This is a genomic window from Micromonospora sp. NPDC049048 (genome assembly GCF_043197615.1).
GTDB lineage: Bacteria > Actinomycetota > Actinomycetes > Mycobacteriales > Micromonosporaceae > Micromonospora.
In genome coordinates this window covers 20,726-35,077 of sequence record NZ_JBICTM010000001.1, presented here as the reverse complement: position 1 = coordinate 35,077, position 14,352 = coordinate 20,726, and the positions used below count along the sequence as shown (strand labels likewise).

At 72.6% G+C, this 14,352-nt stretch carries 14 protein-coding genes and 1 tRNA gene; 8 read left to right on the top strand and 7 right to left on the bottom strand.

The features are described from left to right. Positions 1–50 precede the first annotated feature (50 nt). The gene (locus tag ACGFIG_RS00150; protein ID WP_392997876.1) at positions 51–1,232 is read right to left on the bottom strand and encodes a right-handed parallel beta-helix repeat-containing protein; all 1,182 of its coding nucleotides are present in this window, start codon (positions 1,230–1,232) and stop codon (positions 51–53) included. 294 nt (positions 1,233–1,526) lie between these two features. On the opposite strand from ACGFIG_RS00150, the gene ACGFIG_RS00145 reads away from it, so the two are divergent. After that, positions 1,527–2,078, top strand: a complete 552-nt coding sequence (locus ACGFIG_RS00145; protein ID WP_392997875.1) for a DUF5872 domain-containing protein — start codon at positions 1,527–1,529, stop codon at positions 2,076–2,078. A gap of 180 nt (positions 2,079–2,258) precedes the next feature. Here ACGFIG_RS00145 and ACGFIG_RS00140 read toward each other — a convergent pair. Further along, a tRNA-Ser gene (locus tag ACGFIG_RS00140) sits at positions 2,259–2,345 on the bottom strand. A 75-nt stretch (positions 2,346–2,420) separates the two neighbouring features. On the opposite strand from ACGFIG_RS00140, the gene deoD reads away from it, so the two are divergent. The 3 genes from deoD to ACGFIG_RS00125 all read left to right on the top strand — a co-directional run bounded on the left by deoD (position 2,421) and on the right by ACGFIG_RS00125 (position 4,343). Next, complete coding sequence (deoD, locus tag ACGFIG_RS00135; RefSeq protein ID WP_392997874.1) at positions 2,421–3,128, top strand: purine-nucleoside phosphorylase; 708 nt, start codon at positions 2,421–2,423, stop codon at positions 3,126–3,128. 112 nt (positions 3,129–3,240) lie between these two features. Beyond that, positions 3,241–3,879, top strand: a complete 639-nt coding sequence (locus ACGFIG_RS00130) for a TetR family transcriptional regulator C-terminal domain-containing protein (protein ID WP_392997873.1) — start codon at positions 3,241–3,243, stop codon at positions 3,877–3,879. Then, positions 3,876–4,343, top strand: coding sequence for an acyl-CoA thioesterase (locus ACGFIG_RS00125; protein ID WP_392997872.1), 468 nt, complete (start codon positions 3,876–3,878; stop codon positions 4,341–4,343). The genes ACGFIG_RS00130 and ACGFIG_RS00125 overlap by 4 nt, the downstream gene beginning before the upstream one ends. A 67-nt stretch (positions 4,344–4,410) precedes the next feature. Here ACGFIG_RS00125 and ACGFIG_RS00120 read toward each other — a convergent pair whose 3' ends face one another. The 4 genes from ACGFIG_RS00120 to ACGFIG_RS00105 all read right to left on the bottom strand — a co-directional run bounded on the left by ACGFIG_RS00120 (position 4,411) and on the right by ACGFIG_RS00105 (position 6,380). Continuing rightward, on the bottom strand, positions 4,411–4,863 hold the full coding sequence (locus ACGFIG_RS00120; RefSeq protein WP_392999356.1) for a nucleoside deaminase: 453 nt from the start codon (positions 4,861–4,863) through the stop codon (positions 4,411–4,413). Positions 4,864–5,047: 184 nt separating this feature from the next. Then, the gene (locus ACGFIG_RS00115; protein ID WP_392997871.1) at positions 5,048–5,575 is read right to left on the bottom strand and encodes a tRNA adenosine deaminase-associated protein; all 528 of its coding nucleotides are present in this window, start codon (positions 5,573–5,575) and stop codon (positions 5,048–5,050) included. A gap of 123 nt (positions 5,576–5,698) precedes the next feature. After that, entirely contained in the window at positions 5,699–5,866 is a 168-nt protein-coding gene (locus ACGFIG_RS00110) for a hypothetical protein (protein WP_357877863.1), read from the bottom strand. Between the two features lie 121 nt (positions 5,867–5,987). Beyond that, the gene (locus ACGFIG_RS00105) at positions 5,988–6,380 is read right to left on the bottom strand and encodes a hypothetical protein (protein ID WP_392997870.1); all 393 of its coding nucleotides are present in this window, start codon (positions 6,378–6,380) and stop codon (positions 5,988–5,990) included. A gap of 60 nt (positions 6,381–6,440) precedes the next feature. Here ACGFIG_RS00105 and ACGFIG_RS00100 point away from each other — a divergent pair, with 60 nt between their 5' ends. The 3 genes from ACGFIG_RS00100 to ACGFIG_RS00090 all read left to right on the top strand — a co-directional run bounded on the left by ACGFIG_RS00100 (position 6,441) and on the right by ACGFIG_RS00090 (position 11,425). Then, entirely contained in the window at positions 6,441–7,202 is a 762-nt protein-coding gene (locus ACGFIG_RS00100) for a M23 family metallopeptidase (RefSeq protein ID WP_392997869.1), read from the top strand. 171 nt (positions 7,203–7,373) lie between these two features. Next, on the top strand, positions 7,374–10,283 hold the full coding sequence (locus ACGFIG_RS00095; RefSeq protein ID WP_392997868.1) for a glycosyl hydrolase: 2,910 nt from the start codon (positions 7,374–7,376) through the stop codon (positions 10,281–10,283). 65 nt (positions 10,284–10,348) lie between these two features. Continuing rightward, on the top strand, positions 10,349–11,425 hold the full coding sequence (locus ACGFIG_RS00090) for a PHP domain-containing protein (RefSeq protein ID WP_392997867.1): 1,077 nt from the start codon (positions 10,349–10,351) through the stop codon (positions 11,423–11,425). Here the strand turns inward: ACGFIG_RS00090 and ACGFIG_RS00085 are convergent. Continuing rightward, positions 11,410–12,411: a DMT family transporter gene (locus ACGFIG_RS00085; protein WP_392997866.1), complete on the bottom strand. Its 1,002-nt coding sequence runs from the start codon at positions 12,409–12,411 to the stop codon at positions 11,410–11,412. The two genes, ACGFIG_RS00090 and ACGFIG_RS00085, sit on opposite strands and share 16 nt — an antisense overlap. Positions 12,412–12,645: 234 nt before the next feature. Here ACGFIG_RS00085 and ACGFIG_RS00080 point away from each other — a divergent pair, with 234 nt between their 5' ends. Further along, positions 12,646–14,316 carry a DUF885 domain-containing protein gene (locus tag ACGFIG_RS00080; RefSeq protein ID WP_392997865.1) on the top strand — a complete coding sequence of 557 codons (1,671 nt, stop codon included), beginning with the start codon at positions 12,646–12,648 and terminating at the stop codon, positions 14,314–14,316. Positions 14,317–14,352 lie beyond the last annotated feature (36 nt).

The following is a 14,352-nucleotide window of genomic DNA, read 5'->3' as shown; positions in this document are numbered from 1 at the left end:
CGTGCGGTCGCAGGGCCGACCCGGTGGGGGCGGCCCTGCGACCTACCCGGTCAGCCGAGGACCGAGACCGACGAACCGGCGCCGACCGTCCCGGTGATCAGCCGCTGGAACGGCGCGGGCCGGCCCGCCCCGGTGACCAGCCGTACGGAGAGGAAGTCGACGCCGGGGGCCAGGTACAGGGCGCACCGCATGCCCGGCTCGGTGCTCACGATCCACTTCGCGCCACCGTTGTTCCGCTGGAACGCGCCACCCTCCAGGCTCACTGCGGACGCGGCCACGTAGAAGCCCGCAGACTCCGAGTCGACACCGGTGCTGCCGCGCCCGGTCGAGTCGGCGGTGCAGCCGGAGAGTGTCGTGTTGGCAGCGCGGATCTCGAAGCCGTTGCCGATGGTGTCCTGGGCCTCGCAGCCGACGACGGTCGCCCGCGCGGAGTCGATCCGGAACGCGGGGGCGGAGGTGGCCGCGGTGCCGATGCCGTACGCCTTGCTGCCCCAGATCTTGATGTTGCCGCCCCCGAGGAGGTAGCCGCCCCCGGCGCAGCCCTGGGCCGAGCACCCGCTGATGAACCCGTCCGACGACTGGAAGTTGTACGCCCAGCCGCCCGCCTTCTCGACCCGGCAGTCGGTGAGCTTGAACTCTCGCTGCCCACCGGCGTACGTGCCGCCAAGGAGGAACCCGTCGCCCGTGGTCCGGGTGACGAAGACCCGGGTCAACCACGGCGCCGGGTCCGGCCCGTACAGGTCCGGCGTGGTGTTCATCTGGAAGTTGACCCCGTTGGCCGCGCGGTTCGCGCCGTCGAGCCCGATGTCGGTCACGCACTGTCGGGACGCGCCGGCCTGGGCACCGGACCACGGGTTGACCACCAGGGCCGCCCCGCTGAAGCCCGCCGCTGCGGTCAGCATGGTGACCAGCGGACCCGCTCCGATCAGAGCCTGCCTGTCGCCGAGCACCACCGGGGCCTTGAGGTCGTAGCTGCCGGGGGCGACGTAGACGGCCCGGCGGCTGCTCGTGCCCAGTGCCGCGTTGATGGCGGCCTGCGCGCCCAGGGTCTCGTTCACCTCGAACGGGGCACCGGAACCCGCCGGGCCGACCCAGGGAATGGCGCCGGTGGTGGCGAGCGCGGCGGCCTGGGCGGGCGTGACGCCCCCAAGCAGCGGCGCGGCGACGGCTGTACCAGCGGTGACGGCCGCGGCCCGGAACAACTGGCGGCGGTGCGAGCGCTTTTCGTGCACGTTTCCTCCTGAGGGACGACCCGCCCTGAACAGGGTGGGTCGAGGTGAGAACGGACACGAGGAAGCGGAGCAGCCGACGACCAGCCCTTCGCTTGCTCCAGGCTGGTCGTGCTGTCTCCGCTTGAACGATCCCCCGTGGAGACGCCATCTCTGGCGCCATCGGAGGACATCATTCCATTCGACCGCCGAGCCGTGTGCCCTCCCGCGCACCGATCCGAGGGTGCTGGCGGACGCTCGGGCAGCACACCGGCACCCCGGAAGCATGAGCCGCAGGTCGCCGGGTAACCGCCGGGCATGGCGCGGTACACGAAGCCCGAGCTCAGGCAGCAGGTCAAGGAGGAGATCCAGGCCTCCGACAAGGGCGGTCGGCCGGGGCAGTGGTCGGCGCGCAAGTCCCAGCTGCTCACCCAGGAGTACAAGAGGCGTGGCGGGGGCTTCGTCGGCCCGAAGGACGAGCGGCAGAAGTCGTTGCAGCGCTGGGGCGGCGAGCACTGGCAGACCAAGGAGGGCGACACCCGGGCGCGGCACGGCGACGAGACCAGCCGTTACCTGCCCGAACAGGCCTGGAAGGAACTCTCCGAGAAGGATCGGCGGGCGACAGACGCCAAGAAGCGGAAGGCGTCCAGGTCCGGCAGGCAGTACGTCGCCAACACCGGACCGGCCAAACGCGCACGCCGCAACGCCACGTCGGCCGAACAACTGTCGGAGCTGCCGGTCGCCGAGGCGACCAAGCTCGTCCGCGACCTCGACAAGGGCCAACTGAAGTCGGCCCTGCGCCGAGAGCGCAACGGCAAGTCCCGCAAGACCCTCATCAACCGCCTGGAACGGGAACTGACCCGCCGCTGAACCCCACGCACTTCGTCAATCACGCACTTGTGGTGGACGGAAACTGCCTATGCACCCCTCTCGCGGGGCACCACAACTGCATGATCGGCGCAGGCAGGGGGCACGGAGGGGGGCCAAGGTGGGGGCCGAACGCGAGAACGCCCGGGCGATCCGTCGGGATCGTCCGGGCGTTGTCACGAGCGGTGGCGGCGGGATTTGAACCCGCGGAGGGCGTAAACCCTCACACGCTTTCGAGGCGTGCTCCTTAGGCCACTCGGACACGCCACCGCCGAGAAGGGTACATGACCCCGGGTGCGGACGCCGAACCGGTACGCCTCGGTGCGGCCTGGCAGGATCCTTGGCATGAGTACGCACATCGGCGCGAAGCCGGGAGAGATCGCCGAGCGGGTCCTGATGCCGGGCGACCCGCTGCGGGCCAAGTGGATCGCGGAGACCTACCTCGAGGGCGCGCAGTGCTACTCGACGGTCCGGGGCATGCTGGGCTTCACCGGCCGCTGGAACGGCGTGGAGGTCTCCGTCCAGGGCTCCGGCATGGGCATGCCCTCCGCCTCGATCTACGCCCACGAGCTGGTCAACGAGTACGGCGTGAAGAGCCTGATCCGGGTCGGCTCCTGCGGGGCCCTGACCGAGGACCTGCGGCTGCGCGACGTGATCGCCGCCATCGGCTCGTCCACCGACTCGAACATGAACCGGATGCGCTTCGACGGGCTGATCGACTACGCCCCGGTGGCCGACTTCGGGCTGCTGCGTACGTCGGTGGAGGTGGCCGAGCGGCGCGGCATCGCGATGCGGGTCGGGCCGATCCTGGCGGCGGACGCCTTCTACACCGACCGCCCGGACCTCTACGACAGCCTCGCCGAGTACGGCGTGCTGGCGGTGGAGATGGAGTCGGCGGCGCTCTACACGATCGCCGCCCGGTTCAAGGCCCGCGCCCTGACGCTGCTGACCGTCAGCGACCACATCAAGACGGGCGAGAAGACCACCTCCGAGGAGCGTGAGCAGACCTTCAGCCAGATGGTCGAGATCGCGCTGGACACGATCGTCGCCTGATTCTCCGTCCAACTGCCGCCCCGTCGTCCGCTCGGACGGCGGGGCGGTTTCGTGACCACCGTCACGTCCAAAAACTATACGAACGGTCGTGCTTATTAATTAGCCTCTGCCCATGACAGTCGACGGACGCGTGGCGCGGGGCGACCGGACCCGCACGGCCGCGCTGGACGCCGCCGTGGTCCTCGCCACCGAGGTCGGCCTGCACGGACTCTCCCTCGCCCAGCTCGCCGACACGCTCGGCGTCAGCAAGTCCGGCCTCTTCGCGCACTGGGGGTCCAAGGAGGCGCTCCAGCTCGCCACGGTCGACCGGGCCGTGCAACAGCAGGAGGAACTGGTCGTACGCCCCGCCCTGCGCGCCCCCCGGGGCGTACGGCGGCTCTGGGCGCTGCACCAGGCCCGGATCGACTTCTTCGCCGCCCGGATCCTCCCCGGCGGCTGCTTCTTCGCCAGCGCCGACTTCGAGTACAACGCGCGCCCCGGCCCCGTCCGCGACCGGCTCGCCGAAGCCTTCGGCCGCTGGACCGCGTTCCTCGAAGACCTCGTCCGGGAGGCGGTCGCCGCCGGCGAACTCGCCCCCGACGTGGACGTCGCGCAGCTGGCGTACGAGATCGACGCGCTCGGGATCACGGCCGCGATGCGCTCCCGGCTGCTGGACCCCGACACCGCCTACCGGCACGCCCGCCAGGGCCTGCTGAACCGACTACGGGCGCTGTGCCCCGATCCGACCCTGCTACCGGAAGGCATCTCATGAGCCAGGCCATCGTCGACCAGCCCGCCGTCGAGTTCGGTCACGTCACGCACGTCACGGTGCACTTCGACGACCTCGACGCGTTCGGCCTCCTGCACAACTCCCGGTACGCCGTACTGCTCGAACGGGCCCTGACGGGGTACTGGGCGGACCACGGCGTCTCCTACCAGGCCGGCCAGCGCAGCGCCCCGGACGTGTTCCACGCCGTCCGCGAGTTCACCATCGCCTATCAGGCCCCCGTCACCGGGACCGGGCCCGTGGCGGTGCACTTCTGGCTCGACTACTTCAACAACAGCAGCGCGCGGTACTCCTACCGGTTCCAGTCGACGGACGGCCGCACGGTGCACGCCGAGGGCCAGCGGTCGATCGTCCGGATCGATCCGGCGACCATGCGCCCCGCGCCGTGGACCGACGCCGCCCGCGCGATCGCCTCCGCCCTGCTGCGGCCCGCCCCGGCCGACGCCTGAGCGCCAGCCAAGCGACGGCCGGTGGAAGACAAGCGACGGTCAGCGGAAGGCGGAGAGGAGCCGGCGGTCAGCGGAAGAAGGCGCGCAGGATCGCGGCGCTCTCCGGCTCCAGGACGCCGCCGTAGACCTCCGGCCGGTGGTTGAGCCGGCGGTCGCGCAGCACGTCCCACAGCGATCCGGCCGCCCCGGTCTTGGGTTCCCAGGCACCGAAGACCACGGTGGACACCCGGGCGAGCACCAGCGCGCCCGCGCACATCGTGCAGGGTTCCAGGGTGACGACCAGGGTGCAGCCGTCGAGCCGCCAGCGGCCCAGTCGGCCGGCGGCCCGGCGCAGCGCCAGCACCTCGGCGTGCGCGGTCGGGTCGCCGGTCAGCTCCCGCTCGTTGCGTCCGATCGCCAGCTCGGTGCCGTCCGGCCCGTAGAGCACCGCACCGACCGGGATGTCGTCGGCGGCGTCGTCGGGGCCCGCGTCGGCGGGGCCGTCCGGGCCGGTGACGGCCACCTCCAGGGCCCGGCGCATCCACACCTCATGCCGCTGCCGCCGGCCGGCGCCGTCCGGGTCGGCCAGCCCCTCGTGCGCGCCGGGGCCGACCCGGCCGGCCGCGCCGGGGGTCGGCTGTCCGGGGCGTACGGTGCCCAGCGTCGGGTCGGTGGCGTCGGCCGGCTCGGCGCCGCCCGCCCCGGCCCGGCCGGGCCCGGACGGCTCAGACCTCACGCAGTTCCTCGACGTCGTCGGTGCAGCCGAGCACCTGGCAGATCTCGGCGGTGACGTCGGCCGGCATCATGCCCTCCCGCGCGCAGAGGTTGAGCAGCTTCTGCGCGGAGATGCCCAGGTCGGCCAGGAGATCGGCCTCGCCGACCGGGTCGGCCTCGGGGTCGACGGCGGGCTGCTCGGTGTCGTCGTCGCCACGGCCGGACGGGCGCGGCTCCTCGGTGTCGTCCAGCCCGGTCACCGAGGTCTTCAGGTCCCCGACCAGCAGGGCGCCCAGCCGGGACTCCTCGGCGTAGGCCGAGTCGGAGCCGAAGACCCGCAGGTCCTCGCCCTCGTCCAGGCGCATGATCACCAGGTACGCGTCGTCGGCTTCGACGAAGAGCAGCGACAGGTCGGCGTCCTGGTCGACGTCGCGCAGCCGGTCGGCGACGTCCTCGATGTCGGTGACGCCCCGCAGGTTCACCTCGGCGGCCGTCCAACCGCTGTCGTCACGCACGACGGCCGCAGCGAAGTACGACACGGTTCCCCCAAATAGAGCCTCGGCAGGCCGACCCGTTACGCGTGCACGTTAGCCGGTCGGGTCGGCAGGCGACCGGTCAACGCCCCGAAGGGCCGGTCAATCCTGGGGAAAGTCTGCCGGTCGTCAGCCGGCGACCCGGCGGCGGGTGGCGATCAGCTCCCGCAGCCGCTCGGTGCGCACCCGTTGTGGCCGAACGCGCTGGCGCACCGCCCGGGCGCCCGCCAACTCGGCGAGGAGCTGCTGGCGACGGCGGCTACGTTCGGGATCGAGCCGCGGAGTGGTCCAGGCCATAACGCCGAGGGTGCCGAGTTCCGGCGGCCACGTCAAGACGGGATTCGCTGCGCAGCCGGCCCGCGACGCAGCGCAGCCGCAGGCCCGCCGGAACGGGCCGGGAGACGGCCCGAGCGGGGGTTCACCAGAGCGGCCACTGCCCGCTCGACAGCCACCGCGCCGCCACGATGACGGCGGCGATGCTCCACCCGCCGGCGGTGACGATCGCGACCCCGACGGCCACCCCCCGGTCGCCGACGCGCACCAGCACCAGCGCGACCAGCCAGGCCAGCCCGCCGGCCAGCAGCGTCCACCAGGCGTACCCGGAGACACCGCCGCCGAGCAGGCCGAACAGGAGCAGCCACACGGTCGCCACGGCGGCGCCGGACGCGACGCCCGCGCCGGTGACCGGGTGCGGTTCGCGGTAGGTGGGCTGCGACGGCGGCCCGGACGGGAAGAGCCCCGAGGGGAGCCGTGGCGGGGGCCGGAACCGGGCGTCCGGCTCGGGTGGGAAGGCGTACCCTCCGGTCGTCACCGAACCCTCCCCTCTGCCGGGTGCCTCGTCCCACCGTACCGACTCTGTCAGGATGTCCGGATGTCCTCGCCGACGATCGGACGCCGGGCGCGTCCGGCGTACCCCGTCCTGCTGCTGCTCGTGCCGGTCCTGGCCGCCGGCTGCGCGACGACCCGGCCCGGGACGGCGCCCGGCGACCCCCGGCCGAGCCTGCCGGCGACGGCCGCGCAGCCGGCGTCCCCGGCCCCGACCCCGACCCCCGGCGGCACCCCGACGGCCGTCGCCCCGTCCGGCCCGTCGACCGCGCCGACCCGCGCCGGGCTGCCGCACGTCTTCCCGGTACGCGCGGCGAACGTCGCCTACCACCCGACCCACTCGGCCTATCCGGGGACGGACATCTTCGCGGACTGCGGCGAGCCGGTCGTGGCGGTGACCGACGGCGTGCTGCTGGAGGTGAGCCGGGTGGACCGGTTCGACAAGCGCGGGCCGCGGGGGCCCTTCAACGGCGGGCTGTCGGTGTCGCTGCTCGGCGACGACGGGGTGCGCTACTACGGTTCGCACCTGCGCAAGATCGCCGACGGCATCGACGCGGGGGTACGGGTGCGCGCCGGTCAGCGGCTCGGCGAGGTGGGCCGCACCGGGAACGCGAACAACGTCTGCCACCTGCACTTCGGCATCTCCCCGCCGTGCACGGGGCGGGACGGCTGGTGGATCCGCCGGGGCGTGGTCTGGCCGGCGCCCTACCTGAACTCGTGGCGGCGCAAGGGCAACAAGGAGCCGGCCGCCGAGGTGGCCGCCTGGCACCGCCGCAACGGCTGCCCGAAGGCGCCGCCCGCCGGCTGACGGACCCTTCCGTTTGTCGTCATCAGCGCTTCATCGGTCGGAAACATTGACGGAAGTCTCGGCGCTGGGCTAGCGTCCCGTCCCAAGAGAGCGCTCTCTGAGGCCCCTTTCCGCACAATTCGCCCGCAGAACGCGCCCGTCCCCGACCGGCGCTCCCCGACCGGAGGCACTGTGACACCTCCCGCGACACGCCGCACCTGGGCCGTGGCGGCCACCTCCGCCCTGGCCCTCGCCCTCGGCGGCCTCGCCGTCGTGACCACCACCCCCGCCCAGGCCGCCACCGTCGGCGCCGGCAGCTACACCACCGACCGCGTCGGCCCCCTGCCCACCGGCTGCGGAGACATGACCACCAACCCACGGCAGTTCGCCACCGCCGACGCGCCACCCGGGCCGGTCCCCACCAACGACTGGTGGTCGTCACTGCTGTGGAAGCGGACCAACTGCTCCTACAGCGAGCCGCTGCACGCGCACCCGGTCTCCTACCAGCCCTTCGGCGACGGCCTCGGCCTGTCGGCCACCTCCACCCCCACGATCAGCGGCACCGCGACCGGGGTCGGCGAGTTCAAGTACACGTACACCGAGGACATCCGCGTCGGCATCGCCGCGCTCGGCGCCCCGGTCGTCAAGGTCGACGGCTGGACCGACTGGACCGTCACGCCCTACTGGAACGACGGCGCGCGGACCATGCGCGCCACCATCGGCCACGGCCTGCCGTTCGCGTACTTCCGCACCAGCGGCGGCGACGCGCTGATCAACGCCACCGGCGGCAGCCCCACGGTCTGGTCGAACAGCGGCGCCACGATCGGCTTCACCGTACGGGGACACGACTACGTCGCGTACGCGCCCACCGGCGCCACCTGGTCCGTCAACGGCGGCCGGATCACCTCCAACCTGGCCGGCAGGGGCTACTTCTCCGTCGCCCTGCTGCCCACCACCCCGGGCACCGACGCCGCCACCCGCGCCGGGCTGGCCGGCACCTACGGCCAGTACGCCCACGCCCACGTCACCGGCACCCGGGTCTCGTACGCGTACGACCAGGCGACCAGCACCGTCAACACCACGTACGCCTTCACCACGACCGCCCGGGAGGGCACCGCGAACCGGACGGTCGTCAGCCTCTACCCGCACCAGTGGCGGTCGCTGACCGGGGCCACCCCGCTGACGCTCACCTACCCGTCGGCGCGCGGCCGGATGAAGGTGCTCACCGGCGTCGACGCGTTCCGCACCTCGATGAAGTTCCACGGCGTACTGCCGGAGGTCCCCGCCGTGGCGACCGGCAACGGCACGGACCTGACCACGCTGCGCAACCACCTCGCGGCCGTCCGGGGCAACCCGATGGACCAGCGCGGCGGCGACACCTACTGGACGGGCAAGGGCCTGGGCCGGGCCGCACGCATCGCCGAGATCGCCGACCAGGTCGGCGACGCCGAGACGCGTACCGCCGCGCTGAACGCCATCCGGAGCACGCTCACCGACTGGCTCACCGCCGCGCCCGGGGAGACCGAGCGGCTCTTCCACTACGACCGTAACTGGGGAACCCTCATCGGCTACCCGGCCTCCTACGGCTCCGACCAGGAACTCAACGACCACCACTTCCACTACGGCTACTACATCGCCGCCGCCGCCACGCTGGCCAAGTTCGACCCGACCTGGGCCCGGCAGGACCAGTACGGCGGCATGATCGACCTGCTGATCCGGGACGCGAACAACTACGACCGCGCCGACAACCGCTTCCCGTACCTGCGCGACTTCGACATCTACGCGGGGCACGACTGGGCCGCCGGACACGGCTCGTTCCACGCCGGCAACAACCAGGAGTCCTCGTCCGAGGGGATGAACTTCGCCAACGCGCTCATCCAGTGGGGACAGGCGACCGGCAACACCGCCGTACGCGACGCCGGCATCTTCATCTACACCACGCAGGCCGCCGCGATCCACGAGTACTGGTTCGACGTGACGGACGAGAACTACCCGGCGGCGTTCGGGCACTCCACGGTCGGCATGGTCTGGGGCGACGGCGGCGCGTACGCCACCTGGTTCAGCGCCGACCCGGAGATGATCCAGGGCATCAACATGCTCCCGGTCACCGGCGGGCACCTCTACCTCGGCTACCACCCCGCGTCGAACCGCGCGAACTACCAGGAACTCGTACGCAACAACGGCGGCGAACCGACGGTGTGGCAGGACATCCTCTGGCAGTTCCTGGCGCTGGGCGACCCGGACGCGGCGCTGGCGAAGCTCCGCGCGAACCCCGGGTACACGCCGGAGGAGGGCGAGAGCCGGGCGCACACCTTCCACTGGATCCGCAACCTCGCCGCCCTGGGCACGGTCCACACCGGCATCACCGCCAACCACCCGCTGGCGTCGGTGTTCCAGCGCAACGGCGCGCGCACCTACGTGGCGAGCAACATCACCGCCGCGCCGCTGACGGTCACGTTCTCCGACGGCACCCGGCTCGACGTGCCCGCCGGGAAGACGGCGACCAGCGGCGCGTACGCCTGGAGCGGCGGCACCGCGACCGGTGGGGTCACCGGCACGACGCCGCCCACCACGACGCCACCGACGACCGCCCCGCCCACCACGGCCCCGCCGACGACCCCGCCGCCGTCGCCGGGCTTCCCCACCCGGTACCTGCTGCCGGGCGGCGGGCTGGGCGCGGCCGGTGGACCGGCGACCGCCACGGTGGCCAGCGCGGGCGGCGTGAACCGCGACGGCACGCCCACCAACCCGCAGGTCTTCACCGCGACGGGCCTGAACCTGACGTACGCCGGCGGGCAGACCACGTTCGACCTGTTCCTGGACGCCGGCACCGCCGTCGGCAACGGGGTGCAGGTACGGGTCTCCTACGACCTGACCGGCAACGGGAGCTGGGAACGGGTGGAGACGTACCGCTACTTCGCCACCGACCCGGTTCCCGGGTACGAGCGCTACACCCAGCAGAGCGGCCTGCACTCCGCCACCGGCACCCTCGGCAACCTGTCGAACGGGACCGTACGGGTGGAGGTCTGGTCGGCGATCGGTAACAACCCGACAACCGTCGGCATCGGCGACAGGTCGCTGGTGAAGCTGCCGCATTCCTGATCCCGTGGTCCTCCGCGCCGTCGGTCGTCTCACGACCGGCGGCGCGGAGGCGTATTTTCCTTGGCATGACCGCCCGGGATCCCATCGCCGACCTGCGCCGGATCGCCTTCCTGCTGGAACGGGCGAACGAGGCGACCTACCGGGTGCGGGCGTTCCGCTCGGCGGCCACCGCCCTCGCCGCGCTGCCGGGCAGGGAACTGGCCGAGCGCGCGCGTACCGGCAAGCTCACCGAACTGCCCGGCGTCGGCGACGTCACCGCCCGTTGCGTGGCCGAGTCGCTGGCCGGCGAGGAACCGGTCTACCTGCGCCGGCTGGTCGCCACCGAGGGCACCGACCTGGACGCGGCGGCCACCGCGTTGCGCACCGCCCTGCGCGGCGACTGCCACACGCACTCCGACTGGTCCGACGGCGGCTCGCCCATCGAGGAGATGGCGCTCGCGGCCGTCGAACTGGGCCACGAGTACATGGTGCTGACCGACCACTCGCCCCGGCTGAAGGTGGCCCGGGGTCTCACCGCCGACCGGCTGCGCCGGCAGCTCGACCACGTGGCGAAGGTCAACGCGGCGCTGCCGGAGGGCTTCCGGATCCTGACCGGCATCGAGGTGGACATCCTCGCCGACGGGTCACTCGACCAGGACGAGGAGCTGCTGGCCCGCCTCGACGTGGTGGTCGGCTCGGTGCACAGCGGCCTCAACGACGAGCGGGCGAAGATGACCCGGCGGATGGTGACCGCGATCGCCAACCCGCACCTGGACATCCTCGGCCACTGCACCGGGCGGATGGTGTCGTCGCGGCCGGCCGGGGTGAAGGGGCCGGGCGACCGGGCGCACCGGCCGCGTACCCGGGCGGAGAGCGAGTTCGACGCCGACGCCGTCTTCGCCGCCTGCGCCGAGCGCGGGGTGGCCGTCGAGATCAACTCGCGGCCGGAGCGGCAGGACCCGCCGAAGCGGCTGATCCGCCGCGCGTTGGAGGCGGGCTGCGACTTCGCCGTGAACACCGACGCGCACGCCCCCGGGCAGCTCGACTGGCAGCGGTTCGGTTGCGAGCGCGCCGCCCTGTGCGGGGTGCCCGCCGACCGGGTGGTCAACACCTGGGACGCCGACCGGCTCGTCGACTGGGCCCGCGCTCATGCCGCCGGCTGACCCGCCTCCCGCCGTACCTGCTGGACGGCGCTCTCACGGCTGCCCGCCGGCACGGGTGCGGGTGCCAGGCCGTTGCGGCCGATCAGGCCCTGCGAGACGGCGACGCCGAACAGCACGACGAGCGCGCCGACCGGCTGATGCCAGGTGAGCCGCTCACCGAGGGCCAGGGCCCCGATCAGCACCGCGAACACCGGGACCAGATAGGTGACGGCGGCGGCGGTGCTCGCCCCGGCGACCCGGATGTTGCGCAGGTTGATGACGAAGGCGAGGCCGGTGCCGAGCGCGCCGAGCGCGAGCACGCTGGCGAGCACCTCGACCGAGAGGCCGGTCGGGGCCGGCGGCGCACCCGCCACGAACGGCGCGACGACGGCGAGCTGCGCGGTCGCGACCAGCAGCTGCGCCGCCGAGAGCGAGAGCCCGGAGTGCGCGCTGCCCGCCACGAACTTCTTCTGGTACGGGATGGCGACGCCGTAGCAGGCGGCCGCGCCGAGGCACATGAGCTGCCCGGCGAAGTGCGCCCCGCCCACCCCCTGCCAGACCTCGAGCACCACCAGCACCCCGGCGAAGCCCAGCGCCATGCCGACGGCCCGTCGTACGGTCAGTCGCTCGGTGCGGAACACCAGCACGGCCAGCGGCAGCACGATGAGCGGGGTGGTGGCGTTCCAGATGCCCGCGAGCATCGACTCGACGCGCTGCTCGCCGTAGCCGAAGAGGGTGAACGGCACGGCGACCCCGAACGCGGCGACCACGGTCAGGTGCGCCCAGACCCGGGGCTCGGCGGGCAGCCGGTCGCGGAGCACGGCGAGCACCACCAGCAGGGTCACCGCGCCGGCGGCGACCCGGTAGAGGGTGAGGTGCACCGGGTGCAGTTCCCCGATGCCGATCTTGATGAACAGGAAGCTGGAGCCCCAGATCGCAGCCAGTGCCAGGAACCCGGGCAGCCAGCTCCGCAGCGCCGCCCGGTCAGGAGTGATATCCGGTGTCACCCCTGACACTCTGCCGTAGGCGTACGACGAAGTCCTGCGACTTTCGGACGCCGTGTCGACCGCCACAGAAACCGCCTACGCTGGTCACGCGTTGACCAGCCGAGGAGGTGCACGCCGTGGCGATGCCGATGCGTTTCGACCCGCTCGTCGACCTCGACGGCATCCGCCGACGTGCTGCCCTGAACACACAGAACCGTTCGACAACACGGCTGTGCCCTCACGTAGGGTCGCAGCGTGGGACGAATCGATGACCTCGCGAACCGCTACGTGGCCGAGTGGGCGCCGCTGAGCCCGATCAGTGCCACCTACGTCGGCATCGCCGGCTACGACGACCAGCTCGACGACCTGTCGCCCGACGGCTACACAGCCCGGGCGGAGCTGATCCGGCGGACGCTCACCGACCTGGACGTCACCGAGCCGGAGTCCGAGGCGGAGCGGACCGCCAAGGAGGCCATGCAGGAGCGACTCGGCCTCGACCTCGCCCGCTACGACGCCGGGGAGTCGAGCAGCGAGGTCAACGTGATCTCCAGCGCCCTGCACGAGGTCCGCATGGTCTTCGACCTGATGCCGACCGAGGGCGACGAGGCCAAGGCCAACGTGGCGGCCCGGCTCAACCGCTTCGCGGGCGCCATCGAGGGCTACAAGACGACGCTGCGCGAGGCCGCCGCCGCCGGCCACGTCAGCGCCCGGGTGCAACTCGTCGAGGTCGCCAAGCAGTGCGACGCCTGGGTCGACCCGGACGGCGACAACTTCTTCCACGGGCTGGTCGAGCGGCTGGAGGCCGACGGCACCCTCGGCGCCGAGCTGCGGCGCGGCGCGGCGGCGGCCACCGCGGCGACGGCCGAGTTCGGCCAGTTCCTGCGTACCGAACTGGCCCCGCTCGGCCGGGAGAAGCAGGCCGCGGGTCGCGAGCGCTACGAGCTGGCTTCGCAGTACTTCCTCGGCGCCAGGGTCGACCTCGACGAGACGTACGCCTGGGGGTTCGAGGAGCTGGCCCGGCTGGAGGCCGACATGCGGACGGTGGCCGGCCGGATCGCCGGCCCCGGCGCCACCATCGACGAGGCCGTCGCCGCACTGGACGCCGACCCGGCCCGGACGATCCAGGGCAAGGAGGCGTTCCGGGACTGGATGCAGGCGCTCGCCGACAAGGCCGTCAGTGACCTGCACGGCGTCCACTTCGACATCCCGGAGCAGGTCCGCCGCATCGAGTGCCGCCTCGCCCCGACCAGCGACGGCGCGATCTACTACACCGGCCCGAGCGAGGACTTCTCCCGTCCCGGGCGGATGTGGTGGGCGGTGCCCCAGGGCGTCACCGACTTCTCGACCTGGCGCGAGGTGACCACCGTCTTCCACGAGGGCGTGCCGGGTCACCACCTCCAGGTCGCCCAGACCGCCGTACGGGCCGAGCTGCTCAACCGGTGGCAGCGGCTGCTCTGCTGGGCCTCCGGGCACGGCGAGGGCTGGGCGCTCTACGCGGAACGGCTGATGGACGAGCTGGGTTACCTCGAGGACCCGGGCGACAAGCTCGGCATGCTGGACGGCCAGGCGCTCCGGGCCGCCCGGGTGATCGTCGACATCGGCATGCACCTGGAGCTGGAGATCCCGAAGGACAACCCGTTCGGCTTCCACCCGGGCGAGCGCTGGACGCCGGAGCTGGGCTGGGAGTTCATGCGGGCGCACTGCCGGGTGCCGGACGAGAACCTGCGCTTCGAGCTGAACCGCTACCTCGGCTGGCCGGGGCAGGCCCCCTCCTACAAGGTGGGCGAGCGGATCTGGCTCCAGGCCCGCGACGAGGTGAAGACCCGCAAGGGCGCCGACTTCGACCTCAAGGAGTTCCACCGTCAGGCGCTCGACCTCGGCTCGCTGGGGCTCGATCCGCTGCGCAAGGCGCTCGCCCGGCTCTGAGGTGGGCGGTGCGGGGCCGGAGGGACACCGGCCCCG

Bases quoted from the DNA above. Each gene is read 5' to 3' on its own strand.
- ACGFIG_RS00145 (WP_392997875.1), top strand. From the start codon at position 1,527: ATGGCGCGGTACACGAAGCCCGAGCTCAGGCAGCAGGTCAAGGAGGAG.
- deoD (WP_392997874.1), top strand. From the start codon at position 2,421: ATGAGTACGCACATCGGCGCGAAGCCGGGAGAGATCGCCGAGCGGGTC.
- ACGFIG_RS00130 (WP_392997873.1), top strand. From the start codon at position 3,241: ATGACAGTCGACGGACGCGTGGCGCGGGGCGACCGGACCCGCACGGCC.
- ACGFIG_RS00125 (WP_392997872.1), top strand. From the start codon at position 3,876: ATGAGCCAGGCCATCGTCGACCAGCCCGCCGTCGAGTTCGGTCACGTC.
- ACGFIG_RS00120 (WP_392999356.1), bottom strand. From the start codon at position 4,863: ATGCGCCGGGCCCTGGAGGTGGCCGTCACCGGCCCGGACGGCCCCGCC.
- ACGFIG_RS00110 (WP_357877863.1), bottom strand. From the start codon at position 5,866: ATGGCCTGGACCACTCCGCGGCTCGATCCCGAACGTAGCCGCCGTCGC.
- ACGFIG_RS00100 (WP_392997869.1), top strand. From the start codon at position 6,441: ATGTCCTCGCCGACGATCGGACGCCGGGCGCGTCCGGCGTACCCCGTC.
- ACGFIG_RS00090 (WP_392997867.1), top strand. From the start codon at position 10,349: ATGACCGCCCGGGATCCCATCGCCGACCTGCGCCGGATCGCCTTCCTG.